Origin of the sequence: Microbispora sp. ATCC PTA-5024, from assembly GCF_000511135.2 — a bacterium.
GTDB lineage: Bacteria > Actinomycetota > Actinomycetes > Streptosporangiales > Streptosporangiaceae > Microbispora > Microbispora corallina.
The window spans coordinates 444652-470276 of sequence record NZ_KI866526.1 but is presented as its reverse complement, the minus strand read 5'-3'; the positions used below and the strand labels follow the sequence as shown (position 1 = coordinate 470276).

Annotated in this window: 18 protein-coding genes; 9 read left to right on the top strand and 9 right to left on the bottom strand. The window is 73.4% G+C overall.

Features of this window, described 5'->3' with window-relative positions; all coding sequences use genetic code 11:
- Positions 1-12 precede the first annotated feature (12 nt).
- The gene (locus MPTA5024_RS32850; protein WP_036331588.1) at positions 13-1521 is read left to right on the top strand and encodes a pectate lyase family protein; all 1509 of its coding nucleotides are present in this window, start codon (positions 13-15) and stop codon (positions 1519-1521) included.
- A 173-nt stretch (positions 1522-1694) separates the two neighbouring features.
- Here the strand turns inward: MPTA5024_RS32850 and MPTA5024_RS32845 are convergent, their stop codons facing one another.
- The 3 genes from MPTA5024_RS32845 to exaC all read right to left on the bottom strand — a co-directional run bounded on the left by MPTA5024_RS32845 (position 1695) and on the right by exaC (position 4293).
- Positions 1695-2198, bottom strand: coding sequence for a hypothetical protein (locus tag MPTA5024_RS32845; RefSeq protein ID WP_036331585.1), 504 nt, complete (start codon positions 2196-2198; stop codon positions 1695-1697).
- Positions 2199-2384: 186 nt separating this feature from the next.
- A complete protein-coding gene (locus tag MPTA5024_RS32840; RefSeq protein ID WP_036331584.1) occupies positions 2385-2765 on the bottom strand; it encodes a DUF779 domain-containing protein in 381 nt (126 codons plus the stop codon).
- A 4-nt stretch (positions 2766-2769) separates the two neighbouring features.
- Entirely contained in the window at positions 2770-4293 is a 1524-nt protein-coding gene (gene exaC / locus MPTA5024_RS32835; protein WP_036331582.1) for an acetaldehyde dehydrogenase ExaC, read from the bottom strand.
- Between the two features lie 278 nt (positions 4294-4571).
- Between exaC and MPTA5024_RS32830 the strand changes: the two genes are divergently transcribed.
- Both MPTA5024_RS32830 and MPTA5024_RS32825 read left to right on the top strand, forming a co-directional pair.
- Positions 4572-5831 carry a serine hydrolase domain-containing protein gene (locus MPTA5024_RS32830; protein WP_051458945.1) on the top strand — a complete coding sequence of 420 codons (1260 nt, stop codon included), beginning with the start codon at positions 4572-4574 and terminating at the stop codon, positions 5829-5831.
- Positions 5832-5876: 45 nt separating this feature from the next.
- Positions 5877-7022 carry an NAD(P)/FAD-dependent oxidoreductase gene (locus tag MPTA5024_RS32825; protein ID WP_198167530.1) on the top strand — a complete coding sequence of 382 codons (1146 nt, stop codon included), beginning with the start codon at positions 5877-5879 and terminating at the stop codon, positions 7020-7022.
- 4 nt (positions 7023-7026) lie between these two features.
- Here the strand turns inward: MPTA5024_RS32825 and MPTA5024_RS32820 are convergent, their stop codons facing one another.
- Entirely contained in the window at positions 7027-8286 is a 1260-nt protein-coding gene (locus MPTA5024_RS32820; protein WP_036332092.1) for a helix-turn-helix domain-containing protein, read from the bottom strand.
- Between the two features lie 186 nt (positions 8287-8472).
- On the opposite strand from MPTA5024_RS32820, the gene MPTA5024_RS32815 reads away from it, so the two are divergent.
- The 3 genes from MPTA5024_RS32815 to MPTA5024_RS41510 are packed head-to-tail and all read left to right on the top strand — an operon-like array spanning position 8473 to position 11875.
- A complete protein-coding gene (locus MPTA5024_RS32815; protein ID WP_036331581.1) occupies positions 8473-8997 on the top strand; it encodes a PadR family transcriptional regulator in 525 nt (174 codons plus the stop codon).
- On the top strand, positions 8994-9674 hold the full coding sequence (locus MPTA5024_RS32810; protein WP_036331580.1) for an ABC transporter ATP-binding protein: 681 nt from the start codon (positions 8994-8996) through the stop codon (positions 9672-9674). Before MPTA5024_RS32815 ends, MPTA5024_RS32810 begins: the two co-directional genes overlap by 4 nt.
- Positions 9671-11875, top strand: coding sequence for an FtsX-like permease family protein (locus MPTA5024_RS41510; protein WP_036331578.1), 2205 nt, complete (start codon positions 9671-9673; stop codon positions 11873-11875). The genes MPTA5024_RS32810 and MPTA5024_RS41510 overlap by 4 nt, the downstream gene beginning before the upstream one ends.
- A gap of 15 nt (positions 11876-11890) precedes the next feature.
- On the opposite strand, the gene MPTA5024_RS32800 is transcribed toward MPTA5024_RS41510, so the two are convergent.
- On the bottom strand, positions 11891-13372 hold the full coding sequence (locus MPTA5024_RS32800; RefSeq protein WP_036331576.1) for an FAD-dependent monooxygenase: 1482 nt from the start codon (positions 13370-13372) through the stop codon (positions 11891-11893).
- Positions 13373-13440: 68 nt separating this feature from the next.
- On the opposite strand from MPTA5024_RS32800, the gene MPTA5024_RS32795 reads away from it, so the two are divergent.
- The gene (locus MPTA5024_RS32795) at positions 13441-14139 is read left to right on the top strand and encodes a TetR/AcrR family transcriptional regulator (protein WP_036331575.1); all 699 of its coding nucleotides are present in this window, start codon (positions 13441-13443) and stop codon (positions 14137-14139) included.
- 107 nt (positions 14140-14246) lie between these two features.
- On the opposite strand, the gene MPTA5024_RS42895 is transcribed toward MPTA5024_RS32795, so the two are convergent.
- A complete protein-coding gene (locus tag MPTA5024_RS42895; protein ID WP_051458944.1) occupies positions 14247-14816 on the bottom strand; it encodes a TetR/AcrR family transcriptional regulator in 570 nt (189 codons plus the stop codon).
- A 96-nt stretch (positions 14817-14912) separates the two neighbouring features.
- Between MPTA5024_RS42895 and MPTA5024_RS32785 the strand changes: the two genes are divergently transcribed.
- On the top strand, positions 14913-15263 hold the full coding sequence (locus MPTA5024_RS32785; RefSeq protein ID WP_036331574.1) for a nuclear transport factor 2 family protein: 351 nt from the start codon (positions 14913-14915) through the stop codon (positions 15261-15263).
- 3 nt (positions 15264-15266) lie between these two features.
- On the opposite strand, the gene MPTA5024_RS32780 is transcribed toward MPTA5024_RS32785, so the two are convergent.
- From MPTA5024_RS32780 to MPTA5024_RS32770, 3 genes are read right to left on the bottom strand one after another with little or no spacing between them, the layout of a single operon-like run.
- Positions 15267-16550, bottom strand: coding sequence for a glycosyltransferase (locus tag MPTA5024_RS32780; protein WP_036331573.1), 1284 nt, complete (start codon positions 16548-16550; stop codon positions 15267-15269).
- A 5-nt stretch (positions 16551-16555) separates the two neighbouring features.
- A complete protein-coding gene (locus MPTA5024_RS44010) occupies positions 16556-18625 on the bottom strand; it encodes an HAD-IIIC family phosphatase (RefSeq protein WP_036331572.1) in 2070 nt (689 codons plus the stop codon).
- A 25-nt stretch (positions 18626-18650) separates the two neighbouring features.
- Positions 18651-19577 carry a TauD/TfdA family dioxygenase gene (locus MPTA5024_RS32770; RefSeq protein ID WP_036331571.1) on the bottom strand — a complete coding sequence of 309 codons (927 nt, stop codon included), beginning with the start codon at positions 19575-19577 and terminating at the stop codon, positions 18651-18653.
- Positions 19578-20067: 490 nt separating this feature from the next.
- Between MPTA5024_RS32770 and MPTA5024_RS32765 the strand changes: the two genes are divergently transcribed.
- Complete coding sequence (locus MPTA5024_RS32765) at positions 20068-25569, top strand: non-ribosomal peptide synthetase/MFS transporter (protein ID WP_036331570.1); 5502 nt, start codon at positions 20068-20070, stop codon at positions 25567-25569.
- The last annotated feature ends 56 nt before the right edge of the window (positions 25570-25625 follow it).

Sequence of the window (25625 nt, the reverse complement as noted above, 5' to 3'; positions counted from 1 at the left end):
AGGAGCTCGGCTTTGAGAGCTACAACCAGAACCGGAGCCCGGATCGCCGGCACCTTCGCAGTGGTGGCCGGCCTCGTCGGCGGCGCCTTCGCGGGCGTGTCCGCCGCGGCTCCAGGGGCGGGCGCCTACCAGCTCGTCAACGCGGCGAGCAACCTGTGCCTCACGGTCCCGGGCGGCAGCACCTCGGACGGCGTCCAGCTCGTCCAGTCCGCCTGCGACGGCTCTCCCGCCCAGACGTGGAACCTGTCGGCCCAGGGCAGCGGCTTCCGCCTGGCCGCTGCCAACAGCGGTAAGTGCGCCGGCGTCGCCGGCGCCTCGACCTCGGCCGGCAAGGCCGTGGAGCAGGAGACCTGCACCGGAGCGTCGTCGCAGACGTGGGGGCTCGCCGCGAGCGGTTCCACGTACCAGGTCGTGAACGCGGGCAGCGGCAAGTGCCTGAACGTCAAGGACAGCTCCACCGCTTCGGGAGCGCTCGTCCAGCAGAACTCCTGCGACTCGGTGACGAGCAAGAGCTGGAAGGTCCAGCCCACCGGCTCCACCCCGAGCCCGACGCCCACAAGAACCCCGACACCCACACCGACGCCCACGCGGACACCCACGCCCACCCCGCCGCCGCCCGCCACCGGGCTGGTCGGCTGGGCGACGCAGGGCGGCGGGACCACCGGAGGCGCCGGCGGGCCGGCGACCGCCGTCGCCTCCCTGGCCGCGCTCACCACCGCCGTCAAGGGGGACGCCGCGAAGACCGTCCAGGTCAACGGCACGTTCACCTGTTCCGACGACGTCCGGGTCGGATCCAACACCACCGTGATCGGGGTCGGCGCCAACTCGGGGCTGACCGGCTGCGGCCTGAACATGAAGGACGTCAGCAACGTCGTCGTCCGCAACCTCAAGATCTCCAAGGTCCTGGCCGGGAACGGCAACGGCGACGCCATCCACATCGACGGGTCCACCCGCCTGTGGATCGATCACAACGACCTGTCCAGCGACACCGCCCACGGTACGGACTACTACGACGGCCTGCTCGACATCACCCACGGCGCCGACTACATCACCGTCTCCTGGAACAGGATCCACGACCACGTGAAGTGCTCACTCGTCGGCCACAGCGACGGCAACGGATCCGAGGACGGCGGGCACCTGCGCGTGACCTACCACCACAACGCGTTCCAGACCTGCGCCCAGCGCAACCCCCGCGTGAGGTTCGGCAACCCGGTCCACGTGTTCAACAACTACTACTACAAGGACCCCTCCTACACCGATTACAGCTACGGCGTCGCGTCCACCTGCAACGCCGGCGTACTGGTCGAGGGCAACTACTTCGAGAACGTCGCCGAGCCCACCCACATCGGCGAGGGCTCCTCACCCGCCGGCTCGATCGTCTCCCGCAACAACCACCTGGTGAACTCCGGCACGCCGCTGAGCTCCGGCAGCGTGGCCTCCATCCCGTACCCGTACACGGTCGACAGCCCGGGCACGGTCAAGTCGGCCGTCCTCGCCGGCGCGGGCACCGGCCGGATCTGAGGCGACCCCCCAGCCCGTGGGGTCACCCGGGTCACCCGTGAGCCGCCGGACGGCACGTTCCTCCCCGTCGAGCGATCAGGATCGCGATCAGGGGCTGTCCGGCGGCGAACGAGCGGCGCGCGCAGCGACCCGCCTCCGTCAACCACCATGACCGTCGGCCCGTGGCCGCGGAGTCATGAGGCGAGCAGGTCGAAGTGGAAGCCGATGATCAACCCTGCCAGGGACAGGATTCGTATGGCGGTGGCGAAGCCGGGCTTGCTGAAAAGCCAACCGAGGAACCGTGGGCCGAAGATCACAGCTGTCGCCGGTACGCCTATGGCCGTCAGGGGCACGAGCAGAGCCGGCAGCCCGGTGAGGTGCCAGGTGGTGTCCAGTGGCACGTGCATGATCCGCAATGTGAGCGCGACGCCCGCCACGGCCAGCCCTATGAGGAGATAGGCGAAGACGTAGGCGGTCTTGGTCTCGATGGGCTCGTCGACGTTCGTGAGCCAGCGTCCGTAGCGGCTGATCCGGTCGGGCCCGACGATGTCGACAAGTACGGCGAAGGCACTGATGAAGGCGAGGATCTTGCCGGCCCGTCCCACCCAGATCATGGGGATGCCGTAGAGGGTGTGGCCGATCGTGGATTGGCCGTCCAGCCAGAGGCTCCATGCGTCGAGGAGTCCGAGGTTGGTCATGAGCGGAGAGTACGGCGCCGACAGCGGGCCGGGTAGCGGTCATACAGTCGTCCGCGTTCGGCTTCGACATCGGACAGCCATCGACGAACGCCGGCCGTACGCCCTGAGGACGCACACGTACGGCCGGCCGGATCCGAGGCGCCGCGCCCGCCGCCCGGCGGGGGGACCGGGCGGCGGGCATGCCGGTCAGGCGTCGAGGACGGCGCGCTCGTCCTCGGTGAGCAGGCGGGAGCGGATCAGGAACCGCACCCCCTCCGGGGCCTCCAGGGAGAAGCCGCTGCCGCGCCCCGGGACCACGTCCACGGTCAGGTGGGTGTGCCGCCAGCGCTCGAACTGGCTGGTCGACATCCAGAACGTCACCGGCTCGTCGACGCCCTCGACCGACAGCGAGGCGAGCAGCACGTCGGAGGAGCCGGTACGGAACTCCCCCTCCAGATAGCACATGGGCGCGCTGCCGTCGCAGCAGCCGCCCGACTGGTGGAACATCAGCGGGCCGTGGACCTCCCGCAGCCGCCGGATGAGGTCGGCGGCCGCGGGGGTCAGGTCGACGCGGGAGATCTCGCCCATCGGCCTAGAAGAACCCGACCTTGTCGGGCGAGTAGCTGACCAGCAGGTTCTTCGTCTGCTGGTAGTGCTCCAGCATCATCTTGTGGGTCTCCCTGCCGATGCCCGACTGCTTGTAGCCGCCGAAGGCCGCGTGCGCGGGATAGGCGTGGTAGCAGTTGGTCCACACCCGGCCCGCCTGGATGGCCCGGCCGGCCCGGTAGGCGGTGTTCATGTCGCGCGTCCACACCCCGGCCCCCAGGCCGTACAGGGTGTCGTTTGCGATCTTGATGGCGTCGTCGAAGTCGGTGAACGACGTGACCGACACGACCGGGCCGAAGATCTCCTCCTGGAAGACCCGCATGTGGTTGGCGCCCTCGAAGATCGTCGGCTGGACGTAGTAGCCGCCGGAGAGCTCGCCGCCGAGGTCGGCCCGCTCCCCGCCGATGAGCACCTTGGCACCCTCCTGCCGCCCGATGTCCAGGTACGACAGGATCTTCTCGAGCTGGTCGTTCGACGCCTGGGCGCCGACCATGGTGGTGGTGTCCAGCGGGTGGCCCTGCACGACCTTCTCCGTACGGGCGACGGCGGCGTCGAGGAACCGCTGGTAGTGGCCCTGCTGAATCAGCGCCCGCGAGGGGCAGGTGCACACCTCGCCCTGGTTCAGCGCGAACATCGTGAAGCCCTCCAGCGCCTTGTCGTAGAAGGCGTCGTCGGCGCGCGACACGTCGTCGAAGAAGATGTTCGGGCTCTTGCCGCCCAGCTCCAGGGTGACGGGCTTGATGTTCTCGCTGGCGTACTGCATGATCAGCCGCCCGGTCGTGGTCTCGCCCGTGAACGCGACCTTCGCCACCCGGGCGCTGGAGGCCAGCGGCTTGCCGGCCTCGACCCCGAAGCCGTTCACGATGTTCACGACCCCGGGCGGCAGCAGGTCGGCGATCAGGCTCATCCAGTAGTGGACGGACGCCGGGGTCTGCTCGGCCGGCTTCAGCACGACCGCGTTGCCGGCGGCGAGGGCGGGCGCGAGCTTCCACGTGGCCATGAGGACGGGGAAGTTCCACGGGATGATCTGCGCCACGACGCCCAGCGGCTCGTGGAAGTGGTAGGCGACGGTGTGCTCGTCGATCTCGGCGAGCCCGCCCTCCTGGGCGCGGATGGCGCCGGCGAAGTAGCGGAAGTGGTCGATGGCGAGCGGGATGTCGGCGGCCAGCGTCTCCCGGATGGGCTTGCCGTTCTCCCAGGTCTCGGCCACGGCGAGTTGCTCGGCGTGCTCCTCCATCCGGTCCGCGATGCGGTTGAGGACGCCGGCCCGCTCGGCGGCCGGGGTCCTGCCCCAGGCCGGGGCCGCGCCGTGCGCCGCGTCCAGGGCGCGCTCGACGTCGCCGGCCGTGCCGCGGGCGACCTCGGTGAAGGTCTGGCCGTTGACGGGTGACGGGTTCTCGAAGTACTGCCCCTTCTCGGGCGGGACGTACTCGCCGCCGATCCAGTGGTCGTAACGGGGCTGGTAGGCCATGACGGCGTCGGGCTGTCCCGGGGCTGCGTAACGGGCCATGATGCGACCTCTCAGGGGGTTTCCACGTGACGCCACGGACGCTAGTTGCGCGCATGTTGCCGGTACGTTGCCGCCGTGTCTCGCGGCCGCCCGCCGTCGCCGCCGTATCGCGCGGCGCCGCCGCTGCCGCCGTCGCCCTTGCCGTCACCGCCGTGTCTCGCGGCGCCGCTCCCTTACCGGGAACGCCTCCCGCCCGCACTGACCGGCACGCCCACGAAGAGACGATCTTTACCGTAAGATCCGTTCCCTGTTCCGTTGCGACGATCGGGGGATCAACCGTGCCGACCCGGAGAGACGCCCTGAGGCTGCTGGCGGGAGCCGCGGCCGGAGCCGCCGCCCTGCCCGCCCGTCCGGCGGCCGCCCTGCCCGCCGCCGCGGCCGCGCGCGCCTGGACCGTGACCGGGCGGAGCGCGACCGGCCTGACGTCGTTCGATACCACGTTGAAGACGTTCATGCAGGCCAGGAACGTGCCGCACGCGTCGCTGGCCGTCGTGCGCAAGGGAAGGCTCGTGCTGGCCCGGGGGTACAACTGGACGGCCGACACGTCGTTCCAGGCCGGCCCGACCTCGTTGTTCCGGATCGCCAGCCTGAGTAAGCCGGTCACCGCGACGGCCGTGCTCACGCTCGTGCAGAGCGGCAAGCTCAGCCTGTCGGCCAAGGTCGCGCCGCTGCTCGGGCTCGCCACGGCGGCCGACTCGCGGCTGGGCTCGGTGACCGTGCTCCACCTGCTGCAGCACCTCGGCGGCTGGGATCGCGCGGTCTCGCCCGACCCGATGTTCGCCGACCGGGCGGTCGCCGCGGCCCTCGGGGTGCCGCTGCCGGTGACCCAGGCCCAGATCGTCCAGTACGCCTCGAAGCGGCGGCTGGACGCCGCTCCCGGCACGAGGTACGCCTACTCCAACTACGGCTACCTGCTGCTCGGGCGGATCATCGAGAAGGTCAGCGGGCTGCCGTACGCCGACTACGTCCAGCGCACCGTGCTGTCGCCGATGAAGATCAAGCGGATGGTCCCCGCGCGGTCGGCGAAGAGCCTGCGGCGGACCGGCGAGGCGCCGTACCTCTCGCAGTACACCGGCACCACCGTGCTCGACGGCTCGGGGACGGTCGTGCCCTCGCCGTACGGCGGGTTCGACATCGAGAACATGGCCGCCCACGGCGGCTGGCTCTCCTCCGCCGTCGACCTGGCGAAGTTCACCCGGATCTACGACGCCGCCGGGGTGCTGACCTCGGCGTCGATCTCCAAGGCGTTCGCCAGACCGGCGACCGGGGTGAACGCCGACGGCTGGTACTACGGCCTCGGCTGGATGGTCCGGCCGGTCTCCGGCGGCGGCCGCAACACCTGGCACGACGGCTCGCTGCCCGGCACCTCGACGCTCATGGTCCGCCGGTTCGACGGGCTGAGCTGGGTGGTGCTGTTCGACCAGCGCGACGACCCCTCGGGGCTGTCGTACTCCGACATCGACGGCCTCCTCCACAAGGCCGCCGACGCGGTCACCTCCTGGCCGACCGGCGACCTGTTCCCCACGTACGGCCTCTGAGGAACCGAGCGGTTTGGGCGGGTTCCGGCGTGGCACCCTGATCATGTGGACGACATCTGGGACCTGGTGATCGTCGGCGCCGGGCCCGCGGGCGCGGCGGCGGCCCTGCGGGCCCGGCAGCTCCGGCCCGAGGCGCGGGTGCTGCTGCTCGACCGGGAGGACTTCCCCCGGGACAAGGCCTGCGGCGACGGCATCGCCGCGCACGCCCGGGTCGAGCTCGCGACGCTCGGGCTCCCCGGCCTGATCGACGACTACCGTCCGACACGCCGCCTGTCGGTGGTGTCCCCCGGCGGGGAGCGGGTGCTGGCGACCGTGGCCCGGCCCAACCACGTCGTGCCGCGTGCCGTCTTCGACGCCCGCCTGGTGGAGGCGGCCCGGTCGAGAGGCGTCGAGGTCCGCCGCCATCGCGTGCGGACGCTGGAGGAGCGCGACGGGCACGTGGTCGTGGACGGGACGGCCGCGGGGCGGACCGTCGTCGCGGCCGACGGCGCCAACTCGACCGTGCGGCGGCTCATCGGCGTCCCGGCCTCCCCCGCCGCGCACACCGCCATCGCCGTCCGCGGCTACGCCGACGTCCCGGCCGACGACGACGTCCAGCTCATCGCCATGCAGCGGGACGGCTGGCCGGCGTACGCGTGGTCGTTCCCCGTCGGGGACGGCACGGCCAACGTCGGGTTCGGCATGCTGCTGCCCCAGCTGCGGGCCACCGGGCTGCCGGGCCGCGCGGTCCTGCACGGCCGGCTCGAACGGCTGCTGCCCCACCTGACGGCGCGCGACCTGCGGGCCCACCACCTGCCGCTGTCCACCGCCCGGCCGGGTCCGGGGAGGGGGCGGGTGCTGCTCGCCGGGGACGCGGGAAACTTCATCAACCCCCTGACCGGCGAGGGCATCTACTACGCCCTCCTCACGGGCCGCCTCGCGGCGGAGGCGGCCCTGCTGTCCACCGCCGGCCCGGTGCCCGCGTACCGGCGGTCGCTGCGCCGCGCCCTCGGGCGGCACCTGGTCACCACCGACGTCCTGGCCCGCGCCTCCCGGTCGCCCGGCTTCATCGACGCGGCCATCGCCACGGCGGCCCGGCGGGGCGACGTGTTCGACCTCCTCGTGGACGTCGGCCTCGGTGCGGGCACGGTCCCGTTGCCGCTCGCCGCCGCGGTCGTCCGCCGCTGGCTGGCGTCGTCCCTTGGGCGGTAGCGCCTCAGGCGTCCGGGAGGCCGTACTCGGCGTCGAGGTCGCGGACGCGGCAGGCGACGCGGGCGCGGCTCGGGCTGCCCGGAGGCAGCGCGGCCAGCAGGGCCTGCCAGGCGAACAGGTCGTCGCGCCCCCAGGGCGTGCGCACCCACCGCTCCAGCGCCGCCGGGTCGCGGCCCGTGACGAGCAGGTCGCGCAGCCCGTCGTCGAGGAGCCGCCGCTCCCACACGATGCCGGGCGCGTCCGAGGTGGGCAGCAGCGGCCCCCGGTAGGCGCGCAGCGCCGCCTCCGCCGCGCCGGTGGCGAGGTGGCCGGCGAGCACCTGGAAGTCGGCGCGGACCGGCACCCGCAGCCGGTACGGCCGGGAGTCGAGCAGCGGGCCGAGGCGGTGGCGCAGCCGGGACAGCTCCGCCCGCAGCGTCACCGGGTTGAGCATGCGGTCGCCGTACAGCTCGGTGATGAGCTGGTCGCTGGTGAGCCCCTCGGGATGGCACGCGAGCAGGACGACGATCTCGCTGTGCCGGCGGCCGAGCCGGATGCGGCGCGGGCCCATGGACAGCAGGACGTCGTCGCGGCCGAGCGCCGAGAGCGTCACAGATGCGGACGCGCGGGCCGGGAGTGTGGCCAGGTGGGCCTCGGCCGCCCGGGCCGCGGCCTGGACGAGCCCCAGGCTGTAGGGGCTCGCGAGGTGGTCACCCCCGGTGACGTCGACCGCGCCCAGCAGCAGCCCGGTGTGCGGGTCGTGGATCGGGGCGGCCGCGCAGGTCCACGGCTGCACCGGCACGCTGAAGTGCTCGGTGGCGAAGATCTGGACGGGGTGGTCGACCGCGATCGCCACCCCTGGGGCGTTGGTGCCGGCGTGGGACTCGTCCCACCGTGCCCCGGCCACGAAGTTCATCCGCTCGGCCTGGAGCCGTACGCCCCGGTGGCCCTCTACCCACAGCAGCTGGCCGTCGGCGTCGCAGACCGCGAGCAGGTGGTGGCCGTCGTCGGCGATCGACCCGAGCAGCTCGCGGAACAGCGGCAGCACCTCGGCGAGCGGATGGGCCCGCCGGTACTCCTCCAGCTCGTCGTCCGCCAGCTCCAGCGGCGGGAGCGTCACGGGGTCGACCGACCGCGCCGACCGCCGCCACGAGTCGGCCACCACCGGGCGGACCGACCCGGGCACGACCCCGGCCGACAGGAACCTCTCGTGGGCGCGGCGCACCTCGCTCGTCCGCTTCGCCGCGTCCGCTCCGGACTCAAGCGCAAGCCATGGATTCGTCACGGCGCCCTCACTCTCCGGGTCCCTCCGCGCCATCGTCACTCACGTCCGGCGCGCCAGGCAACAGCCCCCGGCCCACGAACGCGGACACGCCGGACACGCGCCGGCGACCCCAGGCCGTGACCAGGAGGACGAGGCGTTTCGCGCCGACTATTCTCTCAAGGTATACATCAGACGTATAGTCGGGGCATGAACATACCGGGGACGTTGCTGGGGCTCCTCGAACCCCGGCCCAGGCACGGCTACGACCTCAAACGCGCCTACGACGGCTACTTCGGGCAAGGCAGGCCCCTTCCGTACGGGCAGGTGTACGCCACCCTGGGACGGCTGGAACGCGACGGGCTGGTGACGGTCGCCGGCCTGGAGTCCGGCGCGGGGCCGGAGCGCAAGCGGTACGCCATCACATCGTCGGGCGTGAGCACGGTCGAGACCTGGCTGGCGACGCCCGAGCAGCCCGAGCCGCACCTGCAGACCGTGCTGTTCGCCAAGGTGGTGCTGGCTCTGCTGTCGGGCCGGCCCGCCGAGGAGTATCTGGACGCCCAGCGCGCCGCCCACCTCCGGCGGATGCGGGAGCTGACGACGTTCCGCCGCGAGGCCGACCTGAGCGGCTCCCTGGTCGCCGACTACGCGCTCTTCCACCTGGAGGCGGACCTGAGGTGGCTGGACCTGGCCGTCGCCCGCCTCGACCGCCTCGCCAAGGAGATCCAGCCATGAGCGCCGCTCCCCTGCTGGCCGCCCGCGCGGTGGTCAAGACGTTCGGCGCCACACAGGCGCTCCGGGGCGCCGACATGTCGGTGCAGCCGGGCGAGATCCTGGCGGTGATGGGGCCGAGCGGCTCGGGAAAGTCGACCCTGCTCCACTGCCTCGCCGGCGTGCTCACCCCCGACTCGGGCGAGATCCGCTACGACGAGCGGCGCATCGATCTGCTCGGCGAGCGGGCCAGGAGCGAGCTGCGCCGCCGGCGCTTCGGCTTCGTCTTCCAGTTCGGGCAACTCGTCCCGGAACTGCCCGCGATCGAGAACGTGATGCTGCCGCTCCTGCTCGACCGCACCACCCGCCGCGACGCGCGCGAGGCGGCGACGCGCCTGTTCGACCGGCTGGGCCTGGACGGCCTGCAGCGGCGCAGGCCGGGCGAGCTGTCGGGCGGCCAGGCCCAGCGCGTGGCCGTCGCCCGCGCCCTCGTCACACGTCCCGAAGTGATCTTCGCGGACGAGCCGACCGGATCACTGGACTCGCTCGCGGGAGAGGACGTCATGGAACTGCTGGTGGCGGCATCCCGGGAGCAGGGGGCCACGGTGATCCTGGTGACCCATGACCCGCGGGTCGCCGCCTACGCCGACCGGGAGATCATCGTGCGCGATGGCCGGGTGACCGCGGCGGCCGCGGCATGATCCGCCTGTCGGCCCGCATCGCGGTGGGGGGCGGGACCGAGGCGATCGTGCGGCTGGCGGTCATGGCGGCCGGCACCGCCGTCGGCGTGGCCATGCTGCTGTTCGGCACGGTCGTCGCTCCGGCGCTGCACGCCCACGACGTCCGGGCGGCCTGGCTGCGCACCTCGCCTCTCGACGTCCGCCCGGAGGGCCGGCCTGCGGACCCGGCGCTGTGGCGCAGGAGCGACGACAGGTATCTGGACCGGCCGATCGTCCGGGTGGACGTGGCGGCTCTGGGAGCGGCGCCGCCCCTGCCGCCGGGGCTGTCCCGGCTGCCGGGACCGGGTGAGCTGGCGGTGTCGCCCGCCATGGCGCGGCTGCTCGCGACCACGCCGGCGCCGCTGCTGGGCGCGCGCTTCCCCGGGGCCGTGACACAGATCATCGGCGACCTCGCGCTCCGCGGGCCGGACGACCTCGTCGTCGTCGCGGGACACGACGCGGCCGAGCTGCGCTCGTACCCCGGTGTGGAGCGGGTGACCGCCATTGAGGCCGAGCCGGAGGACCACGGCTCGACCGGGCTGCTGGCCGTGGTCATCGCGGTCGGCGTCACCGGTCTGGTGCTGCCGGTGCTGGTGTTCGTCTCGATGGTCACCCGGCTGGCGGCCGCCCGGCGGGAGCGGCGGTTCGCGGCCATGCGCCTGGCCGGAGCCACCCCCGGGCAGATCGGCGTGGTGGCGGCGGTGGAGGCGGGAGCGGCCGCGGTCACCGGGACGGCCGGCGGCTTCGCCGCCTTCCACCTGCTCCGGCCGGTGGTGGCCGGCTTCCCCCTGGACGGCTGGTCGTTCTTCCCCTCCGATCTCGCGCCGGCGGCTCCGTACGCCGCGCTCGTCGGAGCCGGCGTCCCCGCGCTGGCGGCGGCGACCGCCATGGTCAGCCTGCGCCGCGTCCGGATCTCCCCGCTCGGTGTGTCGCGGCGCGCGGTCGCGCCCCGACCGGGCCGGCGGCGGCTGTTCCTGCTGCCCGCGGGCCTGGCGGCCTTCGTGCCGGCGGTGCTGGTGTCCCTGCACAGCGACAGCCCGGGGGCGGTCGCGGGGGTCGTGCTGGCCTTCGCGGCGATCGTCGCCGGGATCGTGGCCGCGGGGCCGTCGCTCACGGCGGCCGTCGGCCGAGCCCTCGGCAGGACGCGGGGCCCGGCGGGACTGCTGGCCGGACGGCGTCTGCAGGCCGACCCGTCCGCGGGGTTCCGCGCGGTCAGCGGACTCGTGCTCGCCGTGTTCACCGCCACCGTCATCAGCGGGGTGCTTCCCGCGATGGGAGGGAGCGCCGGGAAAGCCCGCGCGCTGCCCGGCGACCTGGTCGCGATGGCCCTCACCGACAGGGACGGCGCCGTGGCCGCGCCGCCGCGAGCCGCAGACGCGATCGCGGCGGCCGCCGGCCGGACCGGCCGGGTGGTGGAACTGCGGGTCCCCGCGGGCGCGGCCGCGCGATGGCGGGGGAAGGCGAACACCGCGCTGAGCACCGTTTACGCCCGCTGCGGCGATCTGCTCGCCCTGAGGATGGCCTCCTGCTCAGAGCCGGCCGCGATCGTCGCCGCCGACGCCTCCTACCTGGGAGAGGGTCTGTTCGCGGGGACGGCCCGGCCGCCGTCCCCGCCGGTGGGGCCCGCGGAGCTGGCGGCGATGCGGGTCGCCGCGGTGGCCGTCGCCACGGACGGGCGGCCCGCGACGATCGAGCGGGCTCGCACCGCCATGGAGGCGGCCTACCCCGCGGCCCGGTCCACCCCCGCGACCGCCGCGGAGGCGCGCGCGGACGCCAACCCTCACCTGGTCAACCTGGAACGGCTGAGCGACGCGGGCCTGTCGCTCGCCCTGCTCGTCGCCGCCTGCAGCCTGGCGACCGCCGTGACCGGCGGGCTGATCGAGCGCCGCCGCCCACTGGCCCTGCTCCGGCTGGCCGGCGTCAGGGTCGGGTGCCTGGCCCGGATGACGCTGGCCGAGACGGCGCTGCCTCTCCTGGTGGTGGCGGGGGTCAGCGCGGCCCTGGGACTCGTGGTGTCGGCTCTCCTGCTCGGCCTGTCGGCCGGGACGCCGCCGTGGCGACCGCCCGGCGGGGCGTACTGGCTGTCGCTGGCCGGGGGTCTGACGGTGGCGGTGGCGGTCACCGCCGTGCCGCTGACCCTTCTGCGGCGTCTGACGTCTCCGGAGTCGGCCCGTTACGAGTGACGGCGCGGTGTGCCCTCACTTGCTGGACCGCCCGGCGGGTGAGGGGGCGCCGAGCCAGGGGGTGAGGTCGCCGGCGTCTCCGCCCGCCACGTAGCCGTCCGGGCGGACCAGCAGATCCCCCGGTCCCGGGAGCACCGTCAGCCGGTCCGCGTACGGCGCGGCGAGCTCCCGCAGCCGGGGGTCGCGGGTGACGAGGAGGAACCGGGCCTCCTCACACCGGGCGGACAACGTGGTGCCGTCGTCGAGCGGGAGGTCCGGCGCGAGGCGGCCCGCGAGCGGGTGGCCGTCCCGCGTGCCGTACCCCCGGCCGAGCCCGCTGATCTGCTTGACCACGTACGTCGCCGCCGCCCGGGTGCCGAGGAGGTCGGCGACGACGGCGCGCAGGGCCGCGGTGCGGCCATCGGGACGGCCCAGCGCGGTCTGGGCGTCGCTCCACCCCTGCACCCAGGCACCGATCGGATGCCGCTCGGCCGTGTAGCTGTCGAGCAGGCCGTCCGGCGCCCATCCGCGGACGGCCGCCGCCAGCTTCCAGCCCAAGTTCACCGCGTCGCCGAGACCGAGGTTCATCCCCTGCCCGCCGGCCGGGGAGTGGATGTGCGCGGCGTCCCCTGCGAGGAGCACGCGACCCGCCCGGTACGTCGCGGCCTGCCGGGTGGAGTCCGTGTAGCGGGTGCCGGCCCGCACGGCGGTGATCCCGGCGTCGATCCCCGCGATCCTGCGAAGGCTCTCGTTCATCTCCTCGGCCGTCACGGGGGCCTCGCGACCGCCGGGCACCGGGCCGTACTCCACCGTGTGGACCCGCCCGGGGACCGGCCCGTGGACGTATGCCCCCCGCTCGGTGCGCACCCAGCCGCCGAGGGGCAGCCGGGCGGGATCGGCGAACTCCACCATCGCCTGCCGCCCGGCGAACTCGGCGTCCGTGCCCGGGAAGGCGATGCCCGCGCGCCTGCGCACCGTGCTCCGGCCGCCGTCGCAGCCGGCCAGCCAGCCCGCCCGGATCGTGCCCTCCTCCGTCACCGCGGTCACGCCTTCGCCGTCCGCCTCGAAGCCGGTGAGCGCGACGCCCCGCCGGACGGCCGCGCCGAGGGCCAGGGCGCGCGTCTCCAGGATCGTCTCCAGGTCGAGTTGGCTGATCGCGCCCCCGCCGAGCGTGTACGCCGCGAGGTCCGGGTCGGCCGGGTCGAGCAGGTCCGCGCGGATCGGGATGCCCGCGAAGTGGCCCACGAACACCGGCTTTTCCGGAGGTGCGTCCGGTTCGCCGCCGGGTTCGAACCACATGAGCGCGGCCCGCCGCACCTCGTCCAGCAACCCGCGGCGCCGGAAGGCGTCGGCCGTCGGCGCGTTGACCGAGCGCGCGCCCATGGCTCCCGCCTTCAGCTCTGCGGCCCGGTCGGCCCGGCGTTCCAGCACCAGAACCGAGGCCCCGCCCAGCCGCAGCTCGCAGGCGAGCATCAGCCCGACCGGGCCGGCGCCCGCCACGACCACGTCGACGTCCATGCGTCCTCCCAAACCCGGGTACATCGTTCGCAGTTGTTGACCGTACGCCACTGCGTACACTGTTCGCAATGGAGCCGATCTGGAACCGCCCCGAACGGGCCGCCCGCGGCCCCCGGCCCGCGCACAGCCGTGACGAGATCGCGGCGGCCGCCGTCCGGGTGGCCGACGCCGAGGGGATCGACGCGGTGTCGATGCGGCGGGTGGCCGCCGAGCTGGGGACCGGCACGACCTCGCTCTACCGGTACGTGTCCCGCAAGGACGACCTGCTCGACCTGATGGTGGACGCCGTGATGCGCGAGGAGGACCCGCCGGAGCCCGGCGGCGACTGGCGGGCCGATCTGCGCGTCCTGGCCGGGCGCACCCGGGCGCTGCTGCTGCGCCATCCCTGGTTCTCCGCGGTGGCGGCGGCCCGCCCCGGCCTCGGACCCGGGAGCCTGCGCTGGCTGGAGGCCTGGCTGCGCGCGGTCGACGGCCTCGGGCTTGACCCGGACGGCATGCTGGCCGCCGTCGGAACACTGCGGATCTTCGTGCAGGGTGCGGTGCTGGGCGAGCACGCCGAGCGGGCGGGCGGCTACGACAACGACGCCTGGCTGGCCGCGCAGGGCTCGTACGGCGACCGGATCATCGCCGAGGGCGCGTACCCCACGCTCGTGCGGATCATGGTGGAGGCGCGGACCCCGCACCGGGCCGACCGCCACGACACCGCCTTCACCCTCGGCCTCGAACGCGTGCTGGACGGCCTGGCCGCCTTCCTCCCCTCGCCCTGACGTTCAGTGGGCGCGGATCGGCCGGTCGCGGCGCGGGCGCGGTCGGCGCGCGTACGCGCGGGTCGGCCGCCCACGACGAGTGCACGGTCGGCGCGCGTGTATGCGGGTCAGCCGGTCGCGGTGAGGGCGCGGACGGCGGCGGCGAGCAGTTCGGCCCGGTCGGACGGCGAGAGGCGGCCGCCGCCGGAGGCGAGCAGAGCCAGGGTGCCGTTCTTCGCCACGGCGTAGGCCGCCTGGGCCCGGACCTCGCCGGCGCGCCCCGGCCCCTCGCCGGCCAGCGCCGCGACGACGGCCTCGTTGATCTCGCGAGACCGGGACACGAGGGCGCCGCGGGCCGACTGCAGGGACGGGTCGCCGCCGATGACGCCGACCAGTTCGTGCAGCTCCTCCGTCGTCGCGATCACCGCCGCCAGCAGGTCCTCGGCAGGCCGGCCGGCGGCCCCGGCGGTCAGCCGCTCGTACGCCTCCAGCGGCCCCGCCAGCAGCGCCTGGGCGATCTCCGACTTCGACGAGAAGTGGTAGTACAGCGCCGCCTTGCTGGTGCCGAGCCGGCCCGCGATGTCGGCCACCGACGTGCCCGCGTACCCCCGCTCGGCGAACAGGCTCTGCGCGACCGCCAGGATCCGGCCGCGGGTCTCCGCCGCGTCCCGGCCGGCCCGCCTTCTCGGCTCCGCCATCGGTCCCCTTCCTTCCCGCCGCAGTCTACTTGACGACCGTTCGGTAAGCGGCCATGCTCATACTTACCGACCGATCGTTAAGGAGCGAGTGTCGCGATGACCGAGAAGGACATGAAGGCGCTGGTGGAGCGCATGTACGCGGCGGCCATGGCAGGAGACGTCGACGCGGTGGACGAGATCTTCGCCCCCGGCTTCTACAGCCACCCCATGGGCACGACGGGCGTGGAGGCGGTGAAGAACGCCTGGCGGGAGATCCTCGCCCGCTACCCGGAACTGCGGGTGGAGGCCGACCAGATGGTCGCCGAGGGCGACACGGTCGCCGTCCGTGCCAGCGTCTACCCGCGGCCCGGCGCGGACGGCGAGCCGGCCGCGCTGCTGGAGATGATGCGCGTGGAGGACGGCCGGATCGCGGAGCTGTGGGCGGCCTCCAACGTGAGCCTGCGCTAGGCGTCAGGCGGAGGCCACGTCTCGGCGGGCGCGGGCCATCGCGGCCAGGCGCGCACGCTGCTCGGGGGTGAGCCGGGCGAGCCGCTCGCGCGGATCCGGCCGCGTCATGACGGCGTCGGTGCCGAGCAACGCCTCGGCGTGCTCGGCGACGACGCGCACGGAGTCCTCCGACCCGGCGGCGGCCGCGAGCGGCGCGATCCGGTCGCGGTATCCGTCGTCGCCAAGGGCCCGGGCCAGCAGTCCGGCCGCCCGTTCCGCGTCCCAGTGCGACACGGGCAGCCACTCCGCGACCCCCGCGCGGTCGAGCCGCTCCGCGTTGTCCGGACGGTCGACGCCGTGCGCGAGCAGCACCTGCGGGGTCGACGACTCCAGCGCCCGCGCGAGCGTGCCGATCCCCCCGTGATGGACGACCGCGGCGACACGGGGCATCACCGTGGCGAACGACGCCGAGGGCACCCACTCCACCCCGTCGGGCAGCGATTCGGGAAGGAACGACGGGTGCCGGGTCACCAGCAGGGCCTTCCTGCCGATACGACGGCACGCGCGGGCCGCCACGTCGTAGAACCGCTGGTGCAGCACCTGCCCGGTGCCACCGGTGATCAGGACGGGCGGCTCGGTCCAGTCGGGGACCGGCCCCTCCGCCGTGTCGCCGAGCACGAACCCGCAGCGCACGACGTTCTGCGGCGCCGGCTGGCCCGCGGCGTCGAACCATTCCGGCCACAGGGCGAGCTGCGTCTTCACACTGGTCAGATAGGCCGCCCAGTCGCGGACCGGGCGCAGGCCGAAGGCCTGGAACACCTCGTCGTACCCCTGCCCGAGCACGTGCCGGAAGAGGTTGCCGAGCACCGGCAACGACACGTACTGGTGGGGCGTGACGGACACCAGCGCCACCGGCACCCCGCGGAGCTCGGCGACCATCTGCGCGGCGATGCCCGAGGTGTGCCGGGCGACCACCACGGTCTCCCCCGGCCGGTAGTGCGCCTCGATCATGCGGACCTCGTCGGCCAGCAGCTCGAACAGGCCGTTGCGCCGGTAGAGCGCGAGCACGCCGTCGGGGTCTCTCAGAGGATCGAGCATGAACCGCCGGGCGTCGTCGAGGTGCCGGTCGTAGCCCTCCGCCGTGTCGATCGGCAGATGACGCAGCCCGGCGGCGGCTATCGGGCCGGCGAACCAGGAGTGGGTCATCACGACGACGTCGTGTCCGCGCTCCGCAAGCTCGCGCCCGATCCGTACGAACGGGAGCACGTCGCCGTTGGTGCCGTGGGCGCTCAGCAGCATCGTGGCCATGCGGATCAGCCGTTCCCGGAGTCGAGCAGGGCGTCGATCTCCTCGTCCGACAGGCCCGCGAGCTCGTCGAGCAGCCCGGCCAGCTCCTCGTCGTCGGTGTCGGCGAGCTGCCGCTCCTCGATCACCTTGGCGACCTCGGCGACGGTGAACGAGGTGGTGTAGAGCGTGTCGAAGGGCAGCTCGACGCCGAACTCCGCGCGCACCCGCGCCATGAACTGCACCAGCCGCAGCGAGTGGCCGCCCAGCTCGAAGAAGCCGTCGTTCACGGAGGTGGGCGCCAGGTCGAGGAGCTCCGCCCACCACCGCATGACGGTCGCCTCGACCGGGCTCGCTCCGGCCACCTCCGTGACGGGGCGGGCGGCGCGCATCGCGTCCATGATCGCCTCGGCTCCGGTGAGCCGGGTCGCGATCCGTTCGACGGCCTCCCAGGCCGCCGGAGCGGCGAGTTCCGTGGTCCTGGCGGGCCTCGCTGCCCTCTCCCCAGCAGGGCCCGCCGGATGGACCGCGGAGTGGACGACGGCTGCCGCGTCGCCCGCGTCGAGGACGTACCAGGCCGCCTCCTCGTCGTACGGCTCGACGGCGGCGGGCAGCGTGGCGAGGAAGTCCCTGGCCGGCTGGTTGCGCTCGGTCGCCCGGAAGGACAGGGCCACCCTGGCTAGCCCGCGCTCGCGCGCGAGGGCGCCCAGGTGGGCGAGCATGCGGTGCTCCACCCCGCGTCCGAGTGCGCGGCAGCTCAGCAGGAACGCGCCGGCGCGCAGCGTGTCCCCGTCCGCCCGTACGTCGGTGAGGCCGACGACGCCGTAGTCCCCGAACCGGTCGCGCACGTCCACGACGAACATCTCGTCGCCGTCCAGGCGCCGCGTCCCGGAGAGGTTGAACTGGTTGGTCCGCTCGGCGAGCTGGGCGGCCCGCGCCTCGTGCTCGGGGCCGGCCGGAGCGATGGTCACCCGCAGGTCGAGCGTGGCGAAGAAGTCGGCGAGGGACATCTCGCCCCTGGCCTGCTCGCGCCGCCGTTCCTCCTGGTAGTACCGGGTGCGCTCGCGGTCGGTCTCGGTCACCGCGGTCACGTCGAGCGGCCAGCAGTGCCGCAGGAAGGCGGCCGCCCCGGCCGCGTCGGCCGGGAGCCGGAGGGTCAGCACCTCGGGGCAGCCGGCCCGGACCTCGGCGCACTCGACCGGGCTGTCGTCGAGGAAGACGAAGGAGTCGAGCCCGAGGTTCAGCTCGGCGGCCAGCGAGCGCAGGGCCTGAGACTTGGCCTCCCACCCGACGCGCATCGCGGCGACGTCGTCCAGGCCGAACGGCAGCTCGGGATGCCGGGTGAAGACCTCGCGGACGTCCTTCTCCTCGTTCTTGCTGCACAGGCACAGCAGCCGGCCGGCCGCGACCTGCCGGGCGAGCTCCTGCCAGATCTGCCTGCGCTCGGAGCCGATGACGACGCCGTCCGGGCCGTCCTCGCCGACGACGCCGTCCCACAACGTGCCGTCGCAGTCGGCCACGACGACCTTGGGACGCGGGGTGGTCGTCGCGTGCAGGCGGCGGGCGAGGGCGCCGGCGAGCGCGGCGAAGTAGCGGTCGGTGTAGGGCACGTTGCCGGTCCGGTCGGCGAAGGCGTCGTGGACGGCCTCCGGGTCCGCCGGCTCGTACGGCTCCGCGGAGGTGAGCACGGAGACCGCGGGATCGCCCTCGAACGCCTGGGCCAGCCTGGCCGTGAGGCGCACGTGGGCCGCGGGCGAGCCGTGCCCGGGCGAGGCCGGGCACACCGCGACGAGGTGGGGGGTGCCGGCCGCGCCCGACGAGGTCCGCAGCGCGGCGGCCAGGTCGTCCGCGGCGGCGTCGAGCGCGCCCGGATCGCGGGCGCCGTCGCCGTTCACGAGGTCCTCGGCGCGGACGAGGACGACCGCGGCGCCGGCCCGGCCGAGCACGCTGCCCGGGTCGAGGAGCGAGGGGAAGACCTGGTCGTACGGAGCGAAGGCGACGTCCCCCTCGACACCCAGCTCGGCGAGCCAGAAGCGCAGGGCGTCCCCGAGCGGCTCGGCGGTGAAGGTCGCAGCGACCCCCAGAGCGATCGTGTTCACTGCGGTTCCCCTTTCGCGGGCGTGGTCAGTCGGACATCGCGACGAGGATGCGGCGGGAGCCGGTGAAGGGCCGGCGGCCGTGACCGACGAGCACGTTGTCGATCAGCAGCAGGTCGCCCGTCCGCCAGTCGACGTCCACCGCGTTGTCCAGGCCGCGGTCGCGCGCCTGGACGACGTAGTCGCCGGGGATCGGCGCGCCGTCGGGGAACGTCACCGACTGCGGCAGCTCCTCCGGCGGCATGAGTTCGGCGAGCATGGCGGCGGTCTCGTCGCCGAGCGAGGCGGGGTGCCACTGGTCGGCCTGGTTGAACCACACCTCGACCCCGGTCACCGGGTGCCGGGTGGTGGCGGGCCTGATCTGCGAGACCCGCACGCCGCCGTCGGGCCGCCACTGCCAGTCGGCGCCGATGCGGTCGAGGAACTCGGCCGCCTGGTCGCGGTCGTCGGTCTCGAACGTCTCCTGCCAGCTCTTGCCGAGTCCCCGGCCGGCGTGCAGGTTCTGGGTGTAGCGCACCCCCTTGGCGAACGCCTCCCTGACCTCGTCGTCGAGCGACTCCAGCCAGCGCACGCCGTCCACCACGGGGGTCGCCCCGCCGCTCTCGGCCGCCTTCTCGCAGTAGAACAGCAGGCGGGAGGGCCAGGCGGCGGAGTACGACAGCTCGTTGTGCATGGAGATCGTGTACTCGGGCGGGTACTCGGTCGAGGTGTAGACGTTGCCGCCCACCTTGGTGCGGGGCGAGTTGCCGTGGACGTAGGCCAGCCGGTTGGGCAGGAGCATGTCCATGACGGGGTCCAGGGTCCCGGGCGTGACGCCGAACCCCCGGAAGACGAGCGCCTTCTCGCGGACGAGCAGGTCGCCCACGTCCATTCCGCGCAACCGCTCCAGCAGCCCCTCGGGCGTGGCGGCGGCGCCGTCCGGAGTTATCTCCAAGGGCTTCCAGAAGTCGTCCATCGTCCTCCTTCTACGCGGGATCCAGCCGTGGTCGACTGCGATGACGAGTCGAATTAAGGAGGCAGGCGGGCCCTCGAATAGGCGGCGCCCCTGCGAGAAAAAGATTCCGGCGGCCAACATAGAACCCGGGTCGGCTTACGCGCAAGAAACATGTTTCATCCGGTAAGCCTCACGCCCGCTGTCAAATTATCCGACACCTCTCTGTGTCTCTCGGGAACCCCCGTCTGCACGCGGGATCCGGCGTCCGCAAACGATGACGGAAGGTCGATTTCCTCTTACACGTCGTGTCTGGCGGCAGGTCAACGCGAGGCTTGCGTTAACAGGGGGTAGTCCCGTATCGTGAAAATAATGCTTTCGTGGGAGCGCTCCCACGCGTCTCGACTCGAAACGCGGCGAGATCCTGCGAATCGACGATCAAGCGTTTTCTCGTTCAACCATTTTCATGTGGTCAGTTGTTCTGCGCATTAGTGCGCAGAGAGGAGAACGCTCGGTGACGATAACGCCGACGACTGACAACGAGCATCTAATAGCCTCGCTTTCCCCGCGCCGGCAGGAGGCGCTGCGCAGGCTTCTCGCCACCCGGGCCGCCGCCGCGGACGCGATCACTCCGCGAGGCGGGGGCCCGGCCCCCTGCTCCTACGAGCAGGCGCAGATGTGGCTCGGCGCGCGGCTCGGCGAGGGCGCGCCCGCGCCGAACTCCACCATCGGCCTGCGGCTCACCGGCCCGCTCGACACGCGCGCCCTGACCGTGGCGCTGGACACCCTGGTCGAGCGGCACGAGATCCTGCGCACCGTCTACGAGGGAGACGGGCACGAGCCCCGCCAGATCGTCCTCGACCCCGGTCCGGCGCCGCTCGACGTCGTCGACCTGCGTGACCTGCCGGAGGCCGAGCGGGAGGACCGGGCCCGGGAGATCACATTCAGGGCCGCGGTCGAGCGGTTCGACCTGGAGACCGGACCGGTCCACCGGACGACGCTGGTCCGGCTGGGGGACGAGGAGCACGTGCTGCTGTTCGTCTGCCACCACATCGCGTGCGACGGGTGGTCGGTCGGCATCATCGTCGACGAGCTGACCGGCGTCTACGCGGCCGTGCACGAGGGCCGCCCGGCGGGGATCGCCCCGCCCCCGCTCCAGTACGCCGACTACGCGGCGTGGTCCCGGCGCGAGCTGACCGGTGAGCGGCGCGAGCGGCGGCTCGCGTACTGGCGCGACCGGCTGGACGGCGCGTCCGCGGTCGAGCTGCCGATGGCCAAGGAGCAGAGCGCCGCCCCGTCCGGCGGCACGCGCAGCGGCTGCCACCTGTTCACGCTGCCGGACGAGGTCCTGCAGGCGCTGCGGGAGGCCGGCGGCCCCGGGACCACCCCGTTCGTGGCCCTGCTCACGGTCTTCTCGATGCTGCTGGCGCGCTACACCGGCCAGAGCGACCTGACGCTCGCCACCGTGAACGGCGGGCGCCGCCGGGTGGAGCTGGAGCCGGTGCTGGGCTGCTTCGTCAACGCCCTCCCGCTGCGCGCCGACCTGTCGGGCGACCCCTCGTTCCGCCAGGCCGCGGCCGGGGTGCGGCAGCGGCTCGGCGAGGCGCTCGCCAACCACCTGCCGTTCTCCGAGCTGGCGGGGGCGCTGAGCGACCGGGACGCCCGCAACTTCTCGCTGTCGACCGTGGGTTTCTCCCTGCGCGTCTTCCGCGACCAGCGCGGGCGCTGGCCGGGGCTTGAGGCGTCGGTGTGGGAGCACGAGGTGGACGACTTCACCTACGACCTCGCGCTGCTGGTCCACCTGAACGGGGCGGACGACCCCGAGCTCTACCTCACCTACCAGAAGGACCGCTTCGACGAGGACGCCGTGGTCCGGCTCGCCGGGCACTACCGGGCGCTCGCCGAGCGGATCGCCGCGGCCCCCGGCACGCCGCTCGCCGACCTGGAACTGCTCACCGACGCCGAGCGCGACCTCGCCCTCGGCGCGTGGAACGATTCGGCCCGGCCGTACCCCGGCGTCGCCCTCCCCGAGCTGCTGGAGCGCCACGCGGACTCCGGCGCGGTCGCGGTCTCCTTCGAGGGCCGCACGACCACGTACGCCGAGCTGCACGCCCGCGCCAACCAGGTGGCGAGCCTGCTGCGCGAGCGCGGCATCGGCCCGGAGGACACGGTGGGCGTGCTGCTCGACCGGAGCCCCGAGCTGATCGCCTGCCTCATGGGAGTGTGGAAGGCCGGCGCGGCGTACCTGCCGATGGACCCGAAGTTCCCCGCGCAGCGCGTCCGCGACATGCTCTCGATCGCCGCGACCCCGCTGGTCCTGACCTCGGCGGGTCACGCGCACCTCTTCGAGGGCCTGCGGGACGTCGAGATCGTGGACGTCGGGAGCGGCGTGCTCGACGGCCGGCCCGCCGACCCCGCCGGCGTGCCGTTCGACATCGACCGGCTGGCGTACGTGATCTTCACGTCCGGGTCGACGGGACGGCCGAAGGGCGTGCAGGTCACCCACCGCGGGCTGGTCAACCACGTGTGGTGGGCGGTCGAGGAGCTGGCCGGCGACGGGGACGGCGGCGCCCCGTTGTTCGGCTCGGTGGCGTTCGACCTGGTCGTGCCGAACCTGTGGACGCCGCTCGTCCTCGGCCGCCGGGTGACCGTGCTGCCCCAGGACTTCGACATGGGCGAGCTGGGCGCGCTGCTGGTGGCGGGCGGCCCGTACGACTTCGTCAAGTGCACCCCCGGCCATCTGGAGGTCCTCGGCCACCAGATCGACGCCCGGCAGGCCGCCGGGCTCGCCGGGACGATCGTCGTCGCGGGCGAGGCGCTGCCCGGTTCGATGGCCAACCGGTGGCTGGAGATGCTGGGGCCGGGCCGGCTGGTCAACGAGTACGGCCCGACCGAGGCGTCCGTCGGCACCTGCGTCTACCCCGTGCGCGACCGGCAGCTCGTGGAGGCCGTGCCCATCGGCAGGCCGCTGCCGAACATGCGGATGTACGTCCTGGACGAGGGCCGGCGGCTGAGGCCCGTCGGCGTGCCGGGCGAGCTGTACGTCGGCGGCGTCGGCGTGACCCGCGGCTACATGAACCGGCCCGACCTCACCGAGGAGCGGTTCCTGCCCGACCCGTTCGACGAGGGCGGCCGCATGTACCGCACCGGCGACCGCGTGGAGTGGCTGCGCGACGGGAACGTGGCCTTCCTCGGCCGCTTCGACGACCAGGTCAAGATCCGCGGCTACCGCATCGAGCTCGACGAGGTCAGGGCGTCCGTGCTCGACCACCCCGGGGTGCGGGACGCCGTCGTCACCGTGCACGCCTTCACCCCCGAGGACAAACGGCTCGTGGCGTACTACGTGCCCGCCGGGCCGGAGGTCCCCGACCTGGCCGGGCACTGCGCGGAGCGGCTGCCGGAGTACATGGTCCCGTCGATGTTCGTGCCGCTGGAGACCATCCCGCTCAACCAGAACGGCAAGGTGGACCGCAAGGCGCTCCCCGACCCTGTCGTGACGGCCGGCGAGGACCTCGCCGAGCCGACCACGGACACCGAGGTCCTGGTGACGGAGGTCTGGCGGGAGGTCCTCGGCATCGAGGCCGTCTCGATCGACGCCGACTTCAACGCGCTCGGCGGCCACTCGCTGCTGCTCATCCGCATGGTCGCGAAGCTGCGGCAGGTGCTGCCCGCCGACGGCTACCAGGTCAGCGTCCTGGACGCCATCGCCAACCGGACCGTCAGGGAGCTCGCGGCCCTCATCGACCGCGCGAACGGCGCGGCCGAGGCCGGGGAGGACGACGGCCCCCGCGGCCTGCTGGTCGAGCTCACCCGCCCGGTGGCCGCCCCCGCGCTCACGCTCGTCTGCATCCCGTACGGCGGGGCCAGCGCGATGGTCTACCAGCCGCTGGCCGACGCGCTGCCCGACGGCCACACGCTGTTCGCGGTCGCGCTGCCCGGCCACGAGCTGGGCGTGGAGGAGGCCGTGCTGCCGTTCGAGGAGGCCGCGCAGCGGGTCGCCGACGAGGTGATCGCCCGCGTGCGCGGACCGGTCGCGCTGTACGGCCACTGCGTCGGCAGCGCGCTGACCGCGGAGATCGCGCGGCGGCTGGAGGCGGCCGGCCGGCGCGTCGAGGCCGTCTACACGGGCGGCAGCTTCCCCTTCGCCACGCCGCGCAAGGGGCTCAACGGCCTGCTCGGCCGCCTCTTCCGCAGCGAGCGGCTGGACAACGCCAACGCGCACGCCAACTGGCTGCGGGCGATGGGCGCCGACCTTCAGGACCTCGACCCCGAGCAGGTCGACCACATCATCCGCACGATGCGGGTGGACGCCCGGGCCGGCGAGGACTACTTCAGCGAGCTGGTCGAGCGGCAGAGCCCCCAGCTGCGGGCGCCGGTCATCTCGATCGTCGGCGACCGCGACGCGCTCACCGAGTTCTACCAGGAGCGGTACCGGGACTGGCACGCCGTCTCGGAGACGACCGGCCTGGTCGTGATGGCCGAGGCCGGGCACTACTTCCTGCGGTACCGCACGGAGGAACTGGCCGAGATCGTCACGTCCACCCACACCCTGGTGGAACGGCCATCGGAGTGGCGGCCGCTCCACGACCAGTCGGCCACCTGGTGGCGCCAGGCGCTCTCGGCCGACAGGAAGCAGCAGACGGCCGGGGCGCAGCCCAGCCTCGGCCGGTTCTTCACGGTCGCGACGGGCCAGATCGTCTCCATGATCGGCGCCGTCATGACCGAGTTCGCCGTGCCGATCTGGGCGTACCTCAAGAGCGGCTCACTCGTGCAGTTCGGCCTGTTCGCGATCATCGCGCTCGTGCCGGGCCTCGTCCTCGCGCCACTGATCGGCGCGCTGGCCGACCGGTACGACCGCAAACGGAGCATGCTCGCGGCCGACGGCCTGTCGCTCGCCGTCCAGGCCGCCCTGCTGGCCCTGATGGTCACAGGCACGCTCGCCCTGCCCGTCCTGTACGGCCTGCTGGTCCTGCTGTCGATATCGGTGACCTTGCAACGGGTGGCCTGGCAGTCGGCCGGGCCGCAGCTCGCGCCCAAGCACTACCTGCACCACGTCGGCGGCGTCGTCCAGCTCGGCAACGCGGTCGCCCAGCTCATGGTCCCGCTGTTCTCGGTCGCGCTGCTCTCGCTGATCGGCATCACCGGCATCCTCACGGCCAACGTCGTCTGCTACGCCGTCGCCTTCTCGGTGACGCTGCTGGTCCGCTTCCCGGCGACGATGGCGTGGCGGCGCAGGGAGACGGTGTCGGCCGAGATCCGCAACGGCTTCCGTTACCTGCTGCGCCGCCGGGGCCTGCGCGCCATGGCGTTCACGATGTTCATCGTGAACTTCTTCCTGTTCACCGGGTTCATCATGATCCCGCCGCTGGTGCTGTCGGTCGGAGAGCTCGCCGACACCGGGCGGGTCGCGCTCATCGCCGGCGTCGGCGCGGTCTGCGGCGGCCTGATCATCACCCTGTGGGGCGGCCCACGGAACCGCCGGATGTTCGGCATGCTCTCCGCGGCCGGCGTGCTGGGCGTCTTCTGCGCCGTCGCCGGGCTTCGGCCGTCCCTCGTGCTCATCACGGCCGGCGCGTTCGGGATGTCGCTGATGATGACGATCAGCGACGGCATCTGGCTGACGATCATCCACTCGAAGGTGCCGCAGCGTTACCACGCCCGCGTCATCGCGATCAACCGCATGCTCGCCCTGTCGACCCAGCCGGTCGGCCTCGCCGTCCAGGCGTGGCTCGTGGGCCTCGTGTTCGAGCCGCTCATGCGCGAGGGCGGGCCGCTGGCGGGCACGGTCGGCCGGATCATCGGCACCGGCGAGGGCCGCGGCATCGGCCTGCTCTACATCGTCTGCGGCCTCGCCATCGCCACCACGATCACCCTGGCTCTGCGGCATCCGGCGCTGGCCAGATTCGACCAGGACACCCCCGACGCCGAGGCCGACGACCTGATCGGCCTGGAGGCCCTCCGCTCCCGGCAACCGGCCCCCGCCGGCGAGCGGAGCATGTCAGCCGTAGGAGGCTGACACGGTCCGGGAGGCCCGCCGGCCCGCGTACACGGCGGGCCTCCCGGTTCACCGCG